The sequence below is a fragment of the Pseudomonas sp. GW822-FHT04H02 genome (genome assembly GCF_058800645.1).
The window spans coordinates 1,038,875-1,054,332 of sequence record NZ_JBXAMM010000002.1 but is presented as its reverse complement, the minus strand read 5'-3'; the positions used below and the strand labels follow the sequence as shown (position 1 = coordinate 1,054,332).

At 60.2% G+C, this 15,458-nt stretch carries 15 protein-coding genes; all 15 read right to left on the bottom strand.

The features are described from left to right. Position 1 precedes the first annotated feature (1 nt). The 15 genes from fliI to AC1RMG_RS11575 all read right to left on the bottom strand — a co-directional run bounded on the left by fliI (position 2) and on the right by AC1RMG_RS11575 (position 15,313). A complete protein-coding gene (gene fliI / locus AC1RMG_RS11645) occupies positions 2–1,360 on the bottom strand; it encodes a flagellar protein export ATPase FliI (protein ID WP_015634633.1) in 1,359 nt (452 codons plus the stop codon). Continuing rightward, the gene (gene fliH / locus AC1RMG_RS11640; RefSeq protein WP_065363379.1) at positions 1,350–2,195 is read right to left on the bottom strand and encodes a flagellar assembly protein FliH; all 846 of its coding nucleotides are present in this window, start codon (positions 2,193–2,195) and stop codon (positions 1,350–1,352) included. Before fliH ends, fliI begins: the two co-directional genes overlap by 11 nt. 9 nt (positions 2,196–2,204) lie before the next feature. After that, positions 2,205–3,224 carry a flagellar motor switch protein FliG gene (gene fliG / locus AC1RMG_RS11635; RefSeq protein ID WP_011059975.1) on the bottom strand — a complete coding sequence of 340 codons (1,020 nt, stop codon included), beginning with the start codon at positions 3,222–3,224 and terminating at the stop codon, positions 2,205–2,207. Further along, entirely contained in the window at positions 3,217–5,004 is a 1,788-nt protein-coding gene (fliF, locus tag AC1RMG_RS11630) for a flagellar basal-body MS-ring/collar protein FliF (RefSeq protein WP_011059974.1), read from the bottom strand. The genes fliG and fliF overlap by 8 nt, the downstream gene beginning before the upstream one ends. Before the next feature lie 15 nt (positions 5,005–5,019). Further along, positions 5,020–5,346, bottom strand: a complete 327-nt coding sequence (gene fliE, locus AC1RMG_RS11625) for a flagellar hook-basal body complex protein FliE (RefSeq protein WP_011059973.1) — start codon at positions 5,344–5,346, stop codon at positions 5,020–5,022. A gap of 128 nt (positions 5,347–5,474) precedes the next feature. Further along, complete coding sequence (locus tag AC1RMG_RS11620) at positions 5,475–6,881, bottom strand: sigma-54-dependent transcriptional regulator (RefSeq protein ID WP_019095439.1); 1,407 nt, start codon at positions 6,879–6,881, stop codon at positions 5,475–5,477. Between the two features lie 5 nt (positions 6,882–6,886). After that, positions 6,887–8,080: a sensor histidine kinase gene (locus AC1RMG_RS11615; protein WP_161467054.1), complete on the bottom strand. Its 1,194-nt coding sequence runs from the start codon at positions 8,078–8,080 to the stop codon at positions 6,887–6,889. 128 nt (positions 8,081–8,208) lie between these two features. Next, entirely contained in the window at positions 8,209–9,684 is a 1,476-nt protein-coding gene (locus AC1RMG_RS11610) for a sigma-54 dependent transcriptional regulator (RefSeq protein ID WP_011059970.1), read from the bottom strand. Between the two features lie 171 nt (positions 9,685–9,855). Further along, positions 9,856–10,152 (bottom strand): flagellar protein FliT, encoded by a 297-nt coding sequence (fliT, locus tag AC1RMG_RS11605; RefSeq protein WP_011059969.1) that lies wholly within the window; start codon positions 10,150–10,152, stop codon positions 9,856–9,858. An 11-nt stretch (positions 10,153–10,163) separates the two neighbouring features. Next, positions 10,164–10,559, bottom strand: a complete 396-nt coding sequence (fliS, locus tag AC1RMG_RS11600) for a flagellar export chaperone FliS (protein ID WP_011059968.1) — start codon at positions 10,557–10,559, stop codon at positions 10,164–10,166. A gap of 128 nt (positions 10,560–10,687) precedes the next feature. Next, entirely contained in the window at positions 10,688–12,142 is a 1,455-nt protein-coding gene (fliD, locus tag AC1RMG_RS11595) for a flagellar filament capping protein FliD (RefSeq protein ID WP_401155417.1), read from the bottom strand. An 82-nt stretch (positions 12,143–12,224) separates the two neighbouring features. Further along, complete coding sequence (locus AC1RMG_RS11590; RefSeq protein WP_015634628.1) at positions 12,225–12,596, bottom strand: flagellar protein FlaG; 372 nt, start codon at positions 12,594–12,596, stop codon at positions 12,225–12,227. 73 nt (positions 12,597–12,669) lie between these two features. Continuing rightward, on the bottom strand, positions 12,670–13,521 hold the full coding sequence (locus AC1RMG_RS11585; protein WP_011059965.1) for a flagellin domain-containing protein: 852 nt from the start codon (positions 13,519–13,521) through the stop codon (positions 12,670–12,672). Positions 13,522–13,757: 236 nt separating this feature from the next. Next, entirely contained in the window at positions 13,758–14,027 is a 270-nt protein-coding gene (locus tag AC1RMG_RS11580; protein ID WP_125062200.1) for a hypothetical protein, read from the bottom strand. Further along, entirely contained in the window at positions 14,024–15,313 is a 1,290-nt protein-coding gene (locus AC1RMG_RS11575) for a motility associated factor glycosyltransferase family protein (RefSeq protein WP_125062201.1), read from the bottom strand. The genes AC1RMG_RS11580 and AC1RMG_RS11575 overlap by 4 nt, the downstream gene beginning before the upstream one ends. Positions 15,314–15,458 lie beyond the last annotated feature (145 nt).

The following is a 15,458-nucleotide window of genomic DNA, read 5'->3' as shown; positions in this document are numbered from 1 at the left end:
GTTACCCGCCCGCTGCCGGAGCGAAAAGCATTTCCAGGTGGGTCTGGCTATGGCCCAGGCTGATGTTGTCATTGAGCCCCTGGCGCAGGTACGCAACCATGGCCGGATGCAGGGAAATGGCCGTATCGGTATCCCGGTCGCCGCCGGCCACATAGGCACCGACGCTGATCAGGTCCCGGGCCTGCTGGTAACGCGACCACAGCTGTTTGAAGTACTGCGCCCGCGCCATGTTGTCAGGGCTGATCACCGCCGGCATGACCCGACTGATGGAAGCCTCGATGTCGATGGCCGGGTAGTGCCCCTCTTCCGCCAGGCGCCTGGACAGCACGATATGCCCGTCGAGCACGCCCCGCGCCGAGTCGGCGATCGGGTCCTGCTGGTCGTCGCCTTCGGACAAGACCGTGTAGAAGGCGGTGATCGAACCGCCGCCGGCCTCGGCATTGCCGGCACGCTCCACCAGTTTGGGCAGCTTGGCGAACACCGAAGGCGGATAACCCTTGGTGGCCGGCGGCTCGCCGATGGCCAGGGCGATTTCCCGCTGGGCCTGGGCGAAACGTGTCAGGGAATCCATCAGCAACAGGACGTTCTTGCCCTTGTCGCGAAAATATTCGGCGATCCGCGTGCAGTACATCGCCGCCCGCAGACGCATCAGCGGAGCATCATCCGCTGGCGAGGCCACCACCACCGAACGCTTGAGGCCTTCCTCACCCAGGATGTGCTCGATGAACTCCTTGACCTCACGTCCCCGCTCGCCGATCAGCCCGACCACAATGATGTCGGCCTCGGTGAACCGGGTCATCATGCCCAGCAGCACACTCTTGCCCACGCCGGTACCGGCGAACAGGCCGAGACGCTGACCGCGACCTACCGTCAATAAACCGTTGATGCTGCGAATACCCACATCCAGCGGCTGGCTGATGGGGTCGCGCTTGAGCGGGTTGATGGTGGGGCCGTCCATCGGCACCCAGTCTTCGGCACGCATCGCGCCCTTGCCGTCCAGCGCCCTGCCGGCGCCGTCCAGCACACGCCCGAGCATGCTCATGCCCATGGGCAAACGGCCGGTGTCGGCCAGGGGCACCACGCGCGCGCCCGGAGCAATCCCGGCCACGCTGCCCACCGGCATCAGGAATACCTTGCTCCCGGAGAACCCCATGACCTCGGCTTCGACCTTGACCGGGTGGTAGCTGTCATCGTTGATCACCATGCACCGGGTGCCCATGGCCGCGCGCAAGCCTTCGGCTTCCAGTGTCAGGCCGACCATGCGCAGCAGGCGGCCCTCAAGGATTGGCTGGCCCGGCAGGCTGATGGCCTGGGCATAGCCCCCCAGGCGCTTGCCGAAGCTGGTGCGTTCAAGGCGCATTGCTAGGGTCCGCTGGCTCGTGCGCGGCGGCGTCAGGGTCCATAGCGGGGTCGGCGATGTCGCTCTGCGGCGCCGACGGCGTCAACGGCCCCAGGTCCAGGCCAAGGTCCGCCGCTGCCGGATGCAGCGATTGTTCGTGCAACTGGTCGGACAGCTGGTCCATGGCCTGGGCGATCCGGGTTTCCATGCTGGCGTCGATACGGCTGTACTCGGTCTCGACCCGGCAACCGCCGGGCAGCAGCGCTTCGTCCTCGACGATGCGCCAGCTTTCCTCATGGCGCTCGCGCAGGCTTTTGACCTGCTCGAAATCCTGCGGATTGACGTACAGGCGCACATTACCGACGCCCAGGGGCAGCAGCTTGAGCGCTTCGCGCATGACATGTTCGATCTGCGTGGAGTCCATCGCCAGCTCGCGCTGGATCACCTGGCGGGTGATATGCCGCACCAGCTCCACCAGGGTCTTTTCAATCTGGGTGTCCTGCTCGGCAATGGGCTCGAACAGGTTGGCCATCAGTTGCTCGAGCGCCTGCAACTTGGCGCTCAGTGCCACTTCGGCTTCCTGGCGCACTTTGAGGGTGGTGCTGTGAAAGCCCTCTTTCTCGCCGGTGGCGAACCCTTCGTTATAGGCTTCCTGGCGGATGCTCTCGAGCTCTTCAAGGGTCAGCGGCTGGACTTCCTCCAGCGGCACTTCCTCGATCTCCTCCTGCACCTCTTCCGGCTCGGGCTCAGGCTCGGGCGGCTCGGGATCGAAACTGGGCAGCGCCCAGACGTCAAAACCCTCGACGTCCCGGGCGCGAATCAGCTCGCTTTGGGACTCATCACTGCTGGACGACATAAAGCGACCTTAGATCATTTCTTCGCCGCCCTTCCCGCCGAGAACGATTTCTCCGGCTTCGGCCATACGGCGGGCAATGGTGAGGATTTCCTTCTGCGCGGTTTCCACATCGCTGACGCGAACCGGGCCCTTGGCTTCCAGGTCGTCGCGCAGCAGTTCCGCCGCACGCTTGGACATGTTCTTGAAGATCTTTTCCTTGACCCCTTCGTCCGAGCCCTTGAGAGCCAGCACCAGCACGTCGGAAGAGACTTCGCGCAGCAGCGCCTGGATGCCGCGATCGTCGACATCGGCGAGGTTGTTGAAGACGAACATCAGGTCTTCGATCTGGCCCGACAGGTCTTCGTCCACTTCGCGGATCGAATCCATCAGCTGGCCTTCGATCGAGCTGTCGAGGAAGTTCATGATGTCGGCTGCACGCTTGATACCACCCAGGGTGGTCCGCGATGCGTTGGAGTTGCCGGAGAACTGCTTCTCGAGAATCTGGTTGAGTTCCTTGAGCGCCGCGGGTTGCACGGTGTTGAGCGAGGAAACCCGCAAGATGATGTCCAGGCGCGCCTTGTGGTCGAAGTTGCCGAGCACTTCGCCGGCCTGGTCAGGATCGAGGTAGGCCACCACGATGGCCTGGATCTGCGGGTGCTCGTAGCGGATCACGTCGGCAACGGCCCGCGGCTCCATCCACTTCAGGCTGTCCAGGCCGCTGGTGTTGCCACCCAGCAGAATACGGTCGATCAGGCCGTTGGCCTTGTCTTCGCCCAGGGCCTGGGTGAGCATCTTGCGCACGTAGTCATCGGAACCGACGCCGAGGCTGGTCTGGTCGCCGACAATGTCGACGAACTCGCTCATCACCTGTTCGACCTGCTCACGGTGCACGTTACCCATCTGCGCCATGGCCACGCCCACCCGCTGGACCTCTTTGGGGCCCATGTGGCGCAACACTTGCGCAGCATCGGTAGAACCCAGGGACAGCAGCAGGATCGCGGCTTTGTCGACCCGGGTCAGTTTGGCGGTAGCGGCTCGGTTATCACTCATCTGCGTTAATCCACTCTTTCACGACCTGAGCCACTCGACCCGGGTCTTCAGCCACCAGACTCTTGATTGCGTTCAACTGAGCGTCATAACCCTCGCTCGGGCTCGGCAGCAGAATGCTCTGCGGGCCGCCGAGGCTCACGCGGTCGTTGCCCAACTCACCGTCCAGGCCGCCCATGCCGCCCAGTTCGACGTCACTGCCCAGGCCTGCCAGTTCTTTGTTCTTGCCGCCGCCAGTAATGTTGTTGAGCACCGGACGCAACACGCCGAACACCAGCACCAGGATGAACAGCACGCCGAGCACTTGCTTGACGATGTCCCAGAACCAGGGCTGCGAGTAGAACGGAATATCGGCGATCACTTCCCCGCGTTCGGCGGAGAACGGCACGTTGATCACGCTGACACTGTCGCCACGGCTGGCATCGAAACCCACGGCGTCCTGCACCAGACGGGTGAAACGCGCCAATTCGTCGGCGCTCCACGGCGCTCGGCTGGTTTCGCCATTGGCCGGGTTGACCTTGACCTGGTCATCCACCACTACCGCTACCGACAGACGATTCAGGCGACCCTGCTGCTGCTTAGTATGGCTGATGGAGCGATCGAGCTCGAAGTTCTTGGTGGATTGTTGACGCTTGTCCGACGGGTACGGCGCCAGCATCGGCTGGCCGGTGGCCGGGTCCATGATCTGTTGGCCGTTGGCGTCCAGCAGTGGCTGGCCCGGTTGCACCATGCCGGCGGCGGCAGTGGCGCCACCGGTGGTTTGTGGCGCAGAGGCCGGCGCTGGCGGCTGGTTGCTCAGAGCACCCGGCACGCCTTGCGGGCCGTTGCTGCTGGAGCGCTGCTCATTCACCGACTGCTCGCTGCGCAGGGCCGGCTGGTCGGGGTTGAACTGTTCGGAGGTGGATTCCACGGCACTGAAATCGACGTCCGCCGAGACTTCAGCCTTGTAGCGATCGTTGCCCAGCACCGGTTGCAGGATGTTGTGCACCCGCTGGGTCAGCATGCCTTCCAGGCGGCGGCTGTAGTCGAACTGCTTGCCAGCCATGGTCAGTGCGGAGTTTTCCGCCTGGTCGGACAACAGGTTGCCCTTCTGATCGACCACGGTGACCTGGGACTTGTTCAGCTCGGGAACACTGGTCGCCACCAGGTTGACGATGGCCATGACCTGGCCGGGCTCCAGGGAACGGCCGGAGTAGAGTTCTACCAGGACCGAGGCGCTGGGCTTGCGTTCATCACGCACGAACACCGAGCTTTTGGGAATCGCCAGGTGCACCCGGGCGCCCTTGACGTTGTTCAGGCTGGAGATGGTGCGAGCCAGCTCGCCTTCCAGGCCGCGACGGTAACGGGTCGCTTCCATGAACTGACTGGTACCCAGGCCCTGCTCTTTATCGAGGATCTCGAAACCGACGTTGCCGTCACCCGGCGCTACGCCAGCCGCGGCCAGCTTCAGGCGGGCTCGGGACAGGTCATCGGCCTTGACCAGCAAGGCGCCGGAATTGGGCTCTACGGTGTAAGGAATGTCGGCAGAGGCCAGGGTATCCATGACCTGCTTGGCGTCCATACCCGCCAGGCTGCCGTACAGCGGCCGGTAATCGGGTTGCTGGGACCACAGCACCACGGCAAAACCAATCGCCACGCTGGCGGCCAGGCCCACCAACAGGCCGACCTGACGCAGCATGGTCATCTGGGACAGGTTTTCCAGGAAGGACAAACCGAACAGCGGCGGTTTACCGTCGATCGGGGCGGCCTTGGCCGGTACGTTATCGGCGACTGCTTCTGCCATGACTCAATCTCGTCCTTAAACCGGCATCTGCATGATGTCTTGATACGCTTGAACCAGCTTGTTGCGAACCTGGGTCAAGGCTTGAAAAGACACGCTGGCCTTTTGCGAGGAAATCATCACGTCCGTCAGATCGACACCGCTCTTGCCAATTTCAAAGGCACTGGACAGCTGATTGGACGCCTGCTGAGTGTCATTGACCTTGTTCACGGCCTGGCCAAGCATGTCAGCAAAGCTGCTGCCGCTGACTTCTGCCACCGCGGCGGATTTAGGCTGCGACATTGCGTCCATCTGCATGGCACGCATATCCAGCATCAACCGATTAAATTCAACACCTTGGCTCATGGTCTACTCTCTCTGACGACCCGCAATTTTTTGACGCTCACTCAGCGGTTAGTGAGGTGTTAGCAACAAGGGTGCCAGCTCCATGGCCCTTATCGACAAAAGCCCATCCCGGGCTTGCCTCTCACAGATCAGGTCGCGAACAGATAGGCCTCGACGTCCATTCCAGCATCGCGCATCTGCGCCAACTTGTAGCGCAAGGTCCGCGGGCTGATACCCAGGCGTTCCGCGGCCTCCTTGCGTCGCCCGCGCTCGGAGCGCAGGGTATCGATGATCATCTGAAACTCCCGGCGCCGCAGGTCATCGCCCAGGCCGCCGGATTCTTGAGCCGGCACCTCCACCTCGGCAGCCGTGCCACGCGCTGCCATCTGCACCACGGGCGCCAGCGCCGGCAGCGGAGCACAAGCCACAGGGCCGGCAAGACAGAAATCTTCCGGCTGGATCAAGCCCCCCTGCTGCAGGATCAATGCGCGCTGCAATGCGTTGTCCAGTTCTCTAACGTTGCCTGGCCATGGATAGGCCAGCAGGCACTCCTGGGCCTTGGCCGATAGCCTGGCCGCCGCGTGCTTCATTTTATTGACGTGCTTGGCCAGCAGGCGCTCGGCCAGCGGCAGGATATCGGCGGTACGCTCGCGCAACGGCTTCCAGGCCAGAGGAAATACCGACAAACGGTAATACAAGTCCTCGCGGAAACGGCCGGCCGCCACCTCCCCCGCCAGATCGCGGTTGGTGGTGGCGACCACGCGGATATCCAGGGTGATCGGCTTGCGCGCACCCACCCGCTCCACTTCGCGCTCCTGCAAGACCCGCAGCAGCTTGGCCTGCAAGCCCAGAGGCATTTCGGAAATCTCGTCCAGCAGGATGGTGCCGCCATCGGCCTGCTCGAACTTGCCGGGCTGGGCAGCGATGGCCCCTGTGAAAGAGCCCTTTTCGTGCCCGAACAAAGTGGCTTCGAGCATGTTGTCCGGGATGGCCGCGCAGTTGATGGCGATAAACGGCTGATTGACTCGATGGGAATGCTGATGGATATAGCGCGCCAGCACCTCCTTGCCAGTGCCGGATTCACCGGAAATCAGCACCGTGGAGTCACTGCGGGCCACCCGTGCCGCCAGCTCCAGCAACTGAGCGCTGGCTGGTTCGAAGGCCACAGGCCCCTCATCCTCGCCAACACCCAGGCTGCCCAAGGCATGGCGCGCCACCAGGTCCAGCAGGGCCCGCGGCTCGAAAGGCTTGACCAGATAATCGGCCGCCCCCTGGCGCATGGCGTCCACGGCACGCTCGACGGCGCCATGGGCAGTCATCAGCAACACCGGCAGTTGTGGCTGGCGGGCTCGCAGCAGGCCAAGCAATTGATGACCATCCATGCCCGGCATGTTGACGTCGCTGACCACCAGGCTGAAGGGCTCGAAGGCCACCGCTTCCAATGCTTCCTCAGCACTGCCGACAGCCTTGTAGTCATGACCGGCCAGCAGCAGGGTATCCGCCAGGGCCTCGCGCAATGCGCGGTCGTCTTCAACCAGTAGAACCTTGATTGCCATTACCTTCACTCCACTCCATGCACGCTGGAGAACAGAGGCAGTGTCACCAGCGCACAAGTACCGCGCCCAGGACGCGAGCGCAGCGACAATTCTCCCTGATGAGCACGGGCTACCGCCTTGACCACCGTCAGGCCCAGCCCGGTTCCATTGGCCTTGGTGGTGAAGAACGGCTCTCCCAGGCGCTCCAGGACCGCGGCGTCGATACCACTGCCACTGTCACTGATGCACAGCCGCAAGGTGTCGCCGCGGCTGTACAGGTGCACCTTGAGTCGCGCCGCGCCGGCACTGGCCTGCACCGCGTTCTCGATCAGATTGAGCAAGGCGCCCACCAGAGTGTCGCGATTGCACAGCAACTCACCGTGGTGGCTATCGCACTGCCAGCGCACGGCAACGTCCTGCACATGGGTCAGGGCCGCGGCCTGCAACGACTGCAACAGCGACTTGGGCGTCAGGCGATCGGTCAGGGGCAATTCGCCACGGGCGAACACCAGCATGTCGCGCACTTGATGTTCCAGCTCGTGCAAACGCTCCTTGAGCCGCCCGGCAAAGCGCTGATGGGTAGCGACCGGCAGTTCCTGCTCCGTGAGATGGCTGGCGTACAGCAGGGCCGCCGACAGCGGCGTGCGGATCTGGTGAGCCAGGGAGGCAACCATCTTGCCCAGGGAGGACAGACGCTCATGACGGGCCAACTGGTCTTGCAGATGACGGGTTTCAGTCAAGTCATTGAGCAGCACCAACTGCCCGGGCTCGGCATCCAGCGAGCGCGTGGCAATCGACAGGCGGCGACCGTCGCGCAGGGAAATTTCATGGCCATCGTCTTCGCGAGGGGCAAAGCTGCGGGCGATGATGTTGCGCCACAACTGCCCTTCCAGCGGCAGCCCCAGCAGCTCGCAGGCTGCCGGGTTGGCCTCGGTGACGATGCCATGACCATCAATCACGATGACCCCGCCCGGCAACAGGTCCAGCAGGTTCTGCAGACGATTGGCCAGACGCTCCTTTTCCGCCAGCTCCTGCATGCGCTGGGCGCTGACCACCGCCAACTCGCCCTTGAGCTCGGTCACCCGGGCCTCAAGCATGCTGTAGGAGTCAGTAAGTTGGCTCGACATCTGGTTGAACAAGGCGAAGGCCTGCTCAAGACCTAGCCGGCTTGCCTGCTCTACGGACGACGATTGCCCCTGTGCATCAGGGGCAGGAGACATCTGGGCGGCTTGGGGCATCGTGCACTCTCGCGTGGCTGACCGTCAGTTAAACGGAACGTTGCAAGAGACTTAGCAATACCCGTGCCTAAAAAAAACCACCCAGTTTTCAAAGACTTGAAAAACCGGCGTCAATCATCCGCCTGTTCATCACCCTCACGACGGCTCATACCGTACTTGCGCATCTTCTCCACCAGGGTGGTGCGACGGATGCGCAAACGCTCTGCAGCCCGCGCCACGATGCCATTGGCGTCGTCCAGCGCCTGCTGGATCAGCCCTTGCTCCAGGCTGCCGAGGTAGTCCTTCAGGTCCAGGCCTTCCGGCGGCAGCATGGCCGTGGCGGCGAAGTCTGGCGCGTGACCGTTGATCGCTACGCGCTCTTCCAGATCGCTGCGCAGGCTGTCCACCAACTGCTCGTCTTCGTCATCCACATAGCGGAACTTCTTCGGCAACTCAACGACGCCAATCACACCATAGGGATGCATGATCGCCATGCGTTCCACCAGGTTGGCCAGCTCACGAACGTTACCCGGCCAGCCATGCCGGCACAGCGACATGATGGCGGCAGAGTTGAAGCGGATAGAACCGCGCTTCTCGTGCTCCATTCGCGAAATCAGCTCATTCATCAGCAGCGGAATGTCTTCCACTCGCTCACGCAGCGGCGCCATTTCAATGGGGAACACGTTGAGGCGGTAGTACAGATCCTCACGGAAGCTGCCTACCTCGATCATGCTTTCCAGGTTCTTATGGGTGGCAGCGATGATTCGCACATCAACACCCTGGGTCTTGTTGCTGCCCACGCGCTCGAACGTGCGCTCCTGCAGCACCCGCAACAACTTGACCTGCATCGGCAGTGGCATATCGCCGATTTCGTCGAGGAACAGGGTGCCGCCATTAGCCAGCTCGAAACGTCCGGCACGACTGGTGATAGCACCGGTGAACGCGCCCTTTTCATGGCCAAACAGCTCACTTTCCAGCAGCTCTGCCGGAATGGCGCCGCAATTGACCGGCACGAAAGGCGCGTCGCGCCGCTTGGAGTGATAGTGCAGGTTGCGCGCTACCACTTCCTTGCCTGTTCCCGACTCGCCAAGGATCAGCACACTGGCGTCGGTATCCGCCACCTGCTGCATCATCTGCCGCACATGCTGGATGGCGCGACTGGTGCCTACCAGGCTGCGGAAAAGATTGGGTTCACGGTGACGACCGCGCTCACGGGCCTGATCGTACATTTCACGATAGACCTGGGCCCGGTGCAGGGAGTCCAGCAATTTACTGTAGCTGGGAGGCATTTCCAGGGTGGAAAGCACACGACGACGCTGGTCTTCAGGCAGATCAATGGAAGAATTTTCGCCCATCAACAGCACCGGAAGGAACTCATCCCAGGTTGAGAGTGTCTTTAACAGGCCCAGAAGTGCACCAGGAGCATTTACGGTCCCGATGAGGACGCAAATTACTTCGCGACTTGACGACAAAGAGCCGACAGCCTGCTGCCAGTCATGGCTACCGCAGGGTAAATTTTCTTCGCCAAGAAAATTTAAAATCACCGCCAGGTCGCGGCGGCGCACGCTATCGTCATCGATCAGCAGAATTTTGGTTTCACGCCACATGCAATAGCAACTTCCCTAGTCAACTCAATGCCCAGATAAGGGGCAAGCTAGACGCGCTTGTAGGCATTTTCTGCCTTATAGACGCCTGAAATCTGAAAACAGCCACTAGTTAAGTCAAAAAAGCGTGCACAGTCAAATTTATGGCGCGCAGTGTTCGGGATTAACTCAACATCAACCGAACAAATGGTAAACCTTTGCCGCGTTCTGTGCTTGCTGGATCTGCGACATCTCGTCGACTATCGCCTGGCGCTCCCCTGTTGCCACCTCAAGCAGTTGCCGGTAGACCCCCAACAACTCCTCCAGATTGTCGCGCAGTGCCGCCTCGTCGACCTCAGCCTCGCTGAGCACGTCCTCCATGCATGAACGGCACGCCAGGTCCAGCTCGCCAATGGCTTGCCAGTTGCGTTCGGCCAGGGCACCGACCAGCGCCTCACGGGTTTCTTCAATGCGTTGCAGGACAGCACTCATGGTGTTCCTCCTTAAAACTGCGGACCCGGTGCGGCAATGGCATCCCAGCCATCCTTGACCGTACGCAGCAGATCGGCGACCTCATCGAGAATCTTCGGATCGGTCTTGATATTGGCTTCAGCCAGGCGCTTCATCATGTAGGTATACAGACTGTCCAGATCCCCCAGGGTATCCAGGGAGTTTTCCAGGTCCAGGCCTTCACGCAGACCACCAATGATGCCGATGGCCTTGCTGATGAATATGCCTTTGTTGGCGATATCCTTGCGCTCGATCGCCCCCTTGGCCTGAGCGATACGATCCAGGCCGCCTTCCATCAGCATCTGCACCAGACGGTGGGGACTGGCTTCGGAGGTCTGCGCCTGCGCACCGATCTTCTGGTACTGCCGAAGGGCTAACATCGGATTCATGTAATACCTCTTCAAAACTCAAGGGTTCGTATAAGCAATATATCGACGCAACGTCAAAAAACTTTAGGCCAAATACAAAAGCCCGGAGCGCTGAAAAACGCTGCCGGGCTTTTGGCGCTGAGTGAATATCAGCCTTTTTGCTGTGCGGTCAAGGCTTCAAACATCGACGTGATGTTACTGGCGGTGGCCTTCAGCTTGCCCACCAGGGTGTCCATGTCGTTGTACTTCTTGGTCAGCACCGCTGTCAGGGTAGCTACCCGGCGATCCAGGGCATCCTGTTGATCGCTGAGCTTTTTCTTGGTGATATCCAGGGTCTTGGTACGAGTGGTCAGGATCCCCTCGGTCATGCTACCTACACCCTGGGTAAACGGCTTGATCGCGTTAGTCATGCGTTCCAGCAGACCCGGGTTGGTACCATCACCGGTAAACAGCTTCTGCACTTCACCACCGAGCTTCTTGTCTGTCATGGCAGCCGTGAATTTCTTGTCGTCGAAATCCAGTGCACCGGTCTTCTGGTTGGTGGTGATCCCCAACTGCGCCAGCACTGTCAACTTGTCGCCGGCGCCCGTTTCGGACAGTGGTGCACGAATAGCCGCCAGAATCGAACGAGGCAGCGAGTCACCAGTGAGCTGTGCCGGGATGGTCGGGTTGCCACTGTCATCCAGGGAAGGCTTGGTCAGCGTAGTAATGCCGTTGGCCACGGCGTTATAGGCGTCGACAAACTTCTGGATCGAGGTCTTAAGACCCTCAGTGTTTGTGGCAACTGTCACGGTGATCGGCGTGGTGGTTGGCGCAACCAGATTGAGCTTAAGACCGGAAATGGCCTGCGTGACTGTATTGGTCTTGCTGGTCAGTTGCATGCCGTCGACGCTGAAAACCGCGTCCTTGGCCAGCCCACCGATATTGCCGGATGAGGCGGCGGAAGCCGGATTGGTATCACTCGACATCGGCTGAGTGCCATCGATCTCCAAACCGGAAATACCGCTGACAGAAATATCGGTGCCTGCACCGGTCTTTTCGGAGCCGATCACCAGTCGCGAACCGAACGAGTCGGTCACGATGTTCGCGCTGAGCCCGGCCATGTTCATCTTCGAATCAGCGTTGATCGAGTCACGCACCGATTGCAGCGTCGCATTGGCGCCGACGGTCAACGGGTAGTTAATGCCATTTTGAGTGATGTTTAACGTACCACTCGGAATGGCACTGGTATTTCCTCCGCTAAAAGCCGCACTGGCCACTTTTGACGAAGTTGCAAGATTTTTGACGGTAACCGAGTATTTGCCGGCAACCGCATAGTTGTCTGCGGTGGCGTCTACGGTCTTGCTGTCGCTGGAGGTCGCAGCGAAACCGGCAAAGGCGGGATTCACAGAGCTTCCCAGCCCAGCAACCGACAACGTGCTCTGGAAGGTCGACAACAATGACTGCAATGTCCCGATACCAGAAATGCTGGCGCTATTGGTGGTGGTCGCGCGATCGATCTGACCTTGCTTGGCCGCCTTGTCAGCAGCTACCAACGCCTTGACGATAGCACCGGTGTCGAGGCCGGAACCCAAGCCGGTACCCGGTAGAATTGGACTTGCCATGTGTCTCTCCCTTCAGTGTGCCGCCAGTCTTTTGACCACAACAGCGCTCAAACGTAACCAGCAACAATTTTCATGCCAGCTGTCAGGCCTTGGCACTGAACAACAGACTACTCGCATCATTCAAGCTATTGGCCAGTTTCAGCACTTCTTCATTGGGGATCTGGCGAACCACTTCACCCGAATCACTGGCAATGACTTTGACCACGACCTTTCCGGAAGGCTCGTCGATCGAGAATTCTAGATTGCGCTTGACCGACTGGACGAATTTTTCAATTTCCTGAACAGCCATTTTCAACTTTTCCTGCTCGGTCCGAGCTTCTTTCTTACTGTCCTGAGCTGCGGTTTTGGCAACTGCAGGAACGACCTCTCGAGGCTTCTCCACGGGCTTGTCAGCGACAGGCGTCACCGGCTTGGCCGCTGGATAAGACAAGTTCAGCTTCACGCTCATATCCATGTCCATCACCTCTTAAAGTAAAAAAGCGAGAGAGCACGACCAGCGCACTCCCCCGCCAAAGCTTAGCCGGCTATTACTGAAGCAGTTTCAGTACAGCGGATGGCAGTTGGTTGGCCTGGGCCAGAACTGCGGTCGAAGCTTGTTGCAGAGTCTGCTGCTTGGTCAGCTGGGCAGTTTCAGCAGCGAAGTCGGTATCTTGTACGCGACCCAGTGCAGCACTGGCGTTTTCGTTGATGTTCTGCAGGTTGGAGATGGTGCTGGTCAGACGGTTCTGGGCAGCACCGAGGTCCGCACGGCTGGAGTTGATGGTAGCCAGAGCCTTGTCGATGGCGTCCATCGCGGCCTTGGTGTTGGTCTCGGCAGTGGTGCTGTCGTTACCGGTGATGTTGATGGTGCCGGAGTCAACGCCCAGGGTGGCAGCGTCGAAGCCGCTGTCCAGGGTGATGGTGATCTGGTTGGTGGAACCGGTGTTGGAACCAACCTGGAAGGTCATGGTGCCAGCGGAACCGTCGATCAGGTTCTTGCCGTTCAGGTTGGTCGACTTGGCGATACGAGTCAGCTCGTCCGACATCTGAGCAAATTCTTTGTTCAGAGCAACGCGGTCTTGGGTACCGTTGGAGTCGTTTCGCGACTGAACAGCCAGTTCACGCATACGCTGCAGGATGTTGGTGGATTCTTGCATCGCGCCTTCAGCGGTCTGGGCGATGGAGATACCGTCGTTGGCGTTTTTGATCGCCATGGTCTGACCACGGATCTGCGAAGTCATGCGGGTAGCGATCTGCAGGCCGGCGGCGTCGTCTTTTGCGCTGTTGATCTTCAGGCCGGAAGACAGGCGAGTCATCGAAGTCGACAGAGCGTCGGAAGCGCGGTTCAGGTTTTTCTGAACGTTCAACGACGTGACGTTAGTGTTTACTGTTAAAGCCATGACGAATTCCTCGTTGGTTGGGTACTGCGGCTTCCGGCCCTGGCAACCGCCGGGTAATGGCCTAGAGAACCTTCGTAATAGTTATCGTCGGTAATGCAAGTTGCTTTAGGGCTTTTTCAAAAATATTTGCCATCACCCGGCCATCCCTTGGAAAACAAGGGGTTAAGCCGACACCGAACGAAAAACTGACGCCAGAAAATACCCACCAAAAACCCTCGCCCAGCCTGCCGCACCGCTCATCCACCAAACTCGGCCTGCAACCAGTCCAGCAGCTCGTATTCCAGATAGTCGGCCAACCCCAACCAGTTCTGCCCTTCCTGGCACGCCAGCATCAGAGTCAGCAATTGCGCCCAATCCTGCTGGACAGGCAGCGCAGCTCCATCCACCAACGACTGGATGGGATCGAACAGCTCAACCATGACACCCACCGCCTCGACATCACGTCCCAGACGAAACAGATCGGCGACTTCTCTGGCTCGGGAAAACACAGGCTCTAACTGATTCATTGAGCAAAATCCGGGTGAAAGGTGGTACCGAGGATCATCGCGCCATCACGGCTGGTATTAAAAAACGCCACTTCAGGCTGACTGCTGATGTAGCGCTCCAGTTCGCACAGGTAACCGCGGAAGTTGAGCTGAGTCTTGACTCGCTGACCATGACCATCGAGCACCCAGTGCCGGGCGGCACCGAGCTGAGGCCCTAAATCGCCATCATGCCAGCCGGCATGGGTACGGTTCCTGGGGAACGCGAAATCCGCACCAAACAAAGTGATTCGTCGCCCCCCCATCTTCACCGCCAGATCCACAGCCGGGTGAATCACGCTGCCACCGGCATGCAGCAGTGCCCGAGGTATGCGCTGGCGCAATGCCTGGAACACCGGGCTGGAGGAGTACGCCACATACCGTGGCCCGAGCCAGCCTTCAAGGACCTGGGGGTCCGCTAGCGGCATATATACCAGGGTGGTGCCTTCGCTACCCTGAGCCGGCAAATGCCGCGTAGAGATACGCTGATCGATGCTTACCACCAGATCCACGCGAATGCCCTCGTTGAGCAGTGGCTGATAAGCCGTATCGACACAGATAAGCAAAGGCCGCTGCGGCTGCCCGGCCACAGCGCGCAATGCTGCGTAATGCTGTTCGAGGCTTGGCCCCGTGGCGATGACAAAGACCTCACTCCCGGGGTGACTCTCGAAGAGGCCCGCGACATCTTTATCCATCCCGACCCAAGGCTCGATTGCCGCCAGACGCTCGGCGATGGATGCAATATCCGGGGCGAACCGGCGATTATTGAACGACAGGTGCATCTCGCTGATCAGCCGGTCGCGGATCTTTGCGTTGTAGTCATCGGCCAACACTAGTTCGGCTGGCAAGGCAAAGAATGGCAGCGCAATCTCCGGCAGATCGCCGGCATACAACAACTCGACACGCGAATCAGCCAGCCAGGCCTGCTGCTCCAGCAATTGCAGCACCAGCTTGAACAGCGCGCCATTGAGGATATGCACATACAAGCGCACCAACCCCGGACGCTGGAGCAGCTCCAGTTGCAAATCTCCAAGGCCACAGCCGTATAGATGCAACACCGGCGCCTCAGGCAGGCTGGCAGCCTGGACCCGCGCCTCGTGGCCGCGGTCGTGACGACTGGTCAACTGGACCCCACCAATACTCAGCGTTGCCCCCAGGCCTTCCAGAAGATCGGCCTGCAACGAAGCACTCTCTTCAGCCCGCACCCGTGCCAGCAGCGCAGGCCAGCGCTCGCCAATCACCCGGGCGTTGTGTTCAAAGCTGTCGCTCATGCTGCCTCGCTTATCACTCGTACAAAAAAATAGCGCTCAAGATTACACCTTGAGCGCCAAGATCTGTTGACATTTGCGAACCAGCCACGCAGCGCTTCGAGGCACCGCAGCCGCCACCCAAAGGCTGGCGACACCCTCATACCGC

Excerpts from the sequence above, each read along its gene's own strand:
- fliI (WP_015634633.1), bottom strand. The coding sequence starts at position 1,360 with ATGCGCCTTGAACGCACCAGCTTCGGCAAGCGCCTGGGGGGCTATGCC.
- fliH (WP_065363379.1), bottom strand. The coding sequence starts at position 2,195 with ATGTCGTCCAGCAGTGATGAGTCCCAAAGCGAGCTGATTCGCGCCCGG.
- fliG (WP_011059975.1), bottom strand. The coding sequence starts at position 3,224 with ATGAGTGATAACCGAGCCGCTACCGCCAAACTGACCCGGGTCGACAAA.
- fliF (WP_011059974.1), bottom strand. The coding sequence starts at position 5,004 with ATGGCAGAAGCAGTCGCCGATAACGTACCGGCCAAGGCCGCCCCGATC.
- fliE (WP_011059973.1), bottom strand. The coding sequence starts at position 5,346 with ATGAGCCAAGGTGTTGAATTTAATCGGTTGATGCTGGATATGCGTGCC.
- AC1RMG_RS11620 (WP_019095439.1), bottom strand. The coding sequence starts at position 6,881 with ATGGCAATCAAGGTTCTACTGGTTGAAGACGACCGCGCATTGCGCGAG.
- AC1RMG_RS11615 (WP_161467054.1), bottom strand. The coding sequence starts at position 8,080 with ATGTCTCCTGCCCCTGATGCACAGGGGCAATCGTCGTCCGTAGAGCAG.
- AC1RMG_RS11610 (WP_011059970.1), bottom strand. The coding sequence starts at position 9,684 with ATGTGGCGTGAAACCAAAATTCTGCTGATCGATGACGATAGCGTGCGC.
- fliT (WP_011059969.1), bottom strand. The coding sequence starts at position 10,152 with ATGAGTGCTGTCCTGCAACGCATTGAAGAAACCCGTGAGGCGCTGGTC.
- fliS (WP_011059968.1), bottom strand. The coding sequence starts at position 10,559 with ATGAATCCGATGTTAGCCCTTCGGCAGTACCAGAAGATCGGTGCGCAG.
- fliD (WP_401155417.1), bottom strand. The coding sequence starts at position 12,142 with ATGGCAAGTCCAATTCTACCGGGTACCGGCTTGGGTTCCGGCCTCGAC.
- AC1RMG_RS11590 (WP_015634628.1), bottom strand. The coding sequence starts at position 12,596 with ATGGATATGAGCGTGAAGCTGAACTTGTCTTATCCAGCGGCCAAGCCG.
- AC1RMG_RS11585 (WP_011059965.1), bottom strand. The coding sequence starts at position 13,521 with ATGGCTTTAACAGTAAACACTAACGTCACGTCGTTGAACGTTCAGAAA.
- AC1RMG_RS11580 (WP_125062200.1), bottom strand. The coding sequence starts at position 14,027 with ATGAATCAGTTAGAGCCTGTGTTTTCCCGAGCCAGAGAAGTCGCCGAT.
- AC1RMG_RS11575 (WP_125062201.1), bottom strand. The coding sequence starts at position 15,313 with ATGAGCGACAGCTTTGAACACAACGCCCGGGTGATTGGCGAGCGCTGG.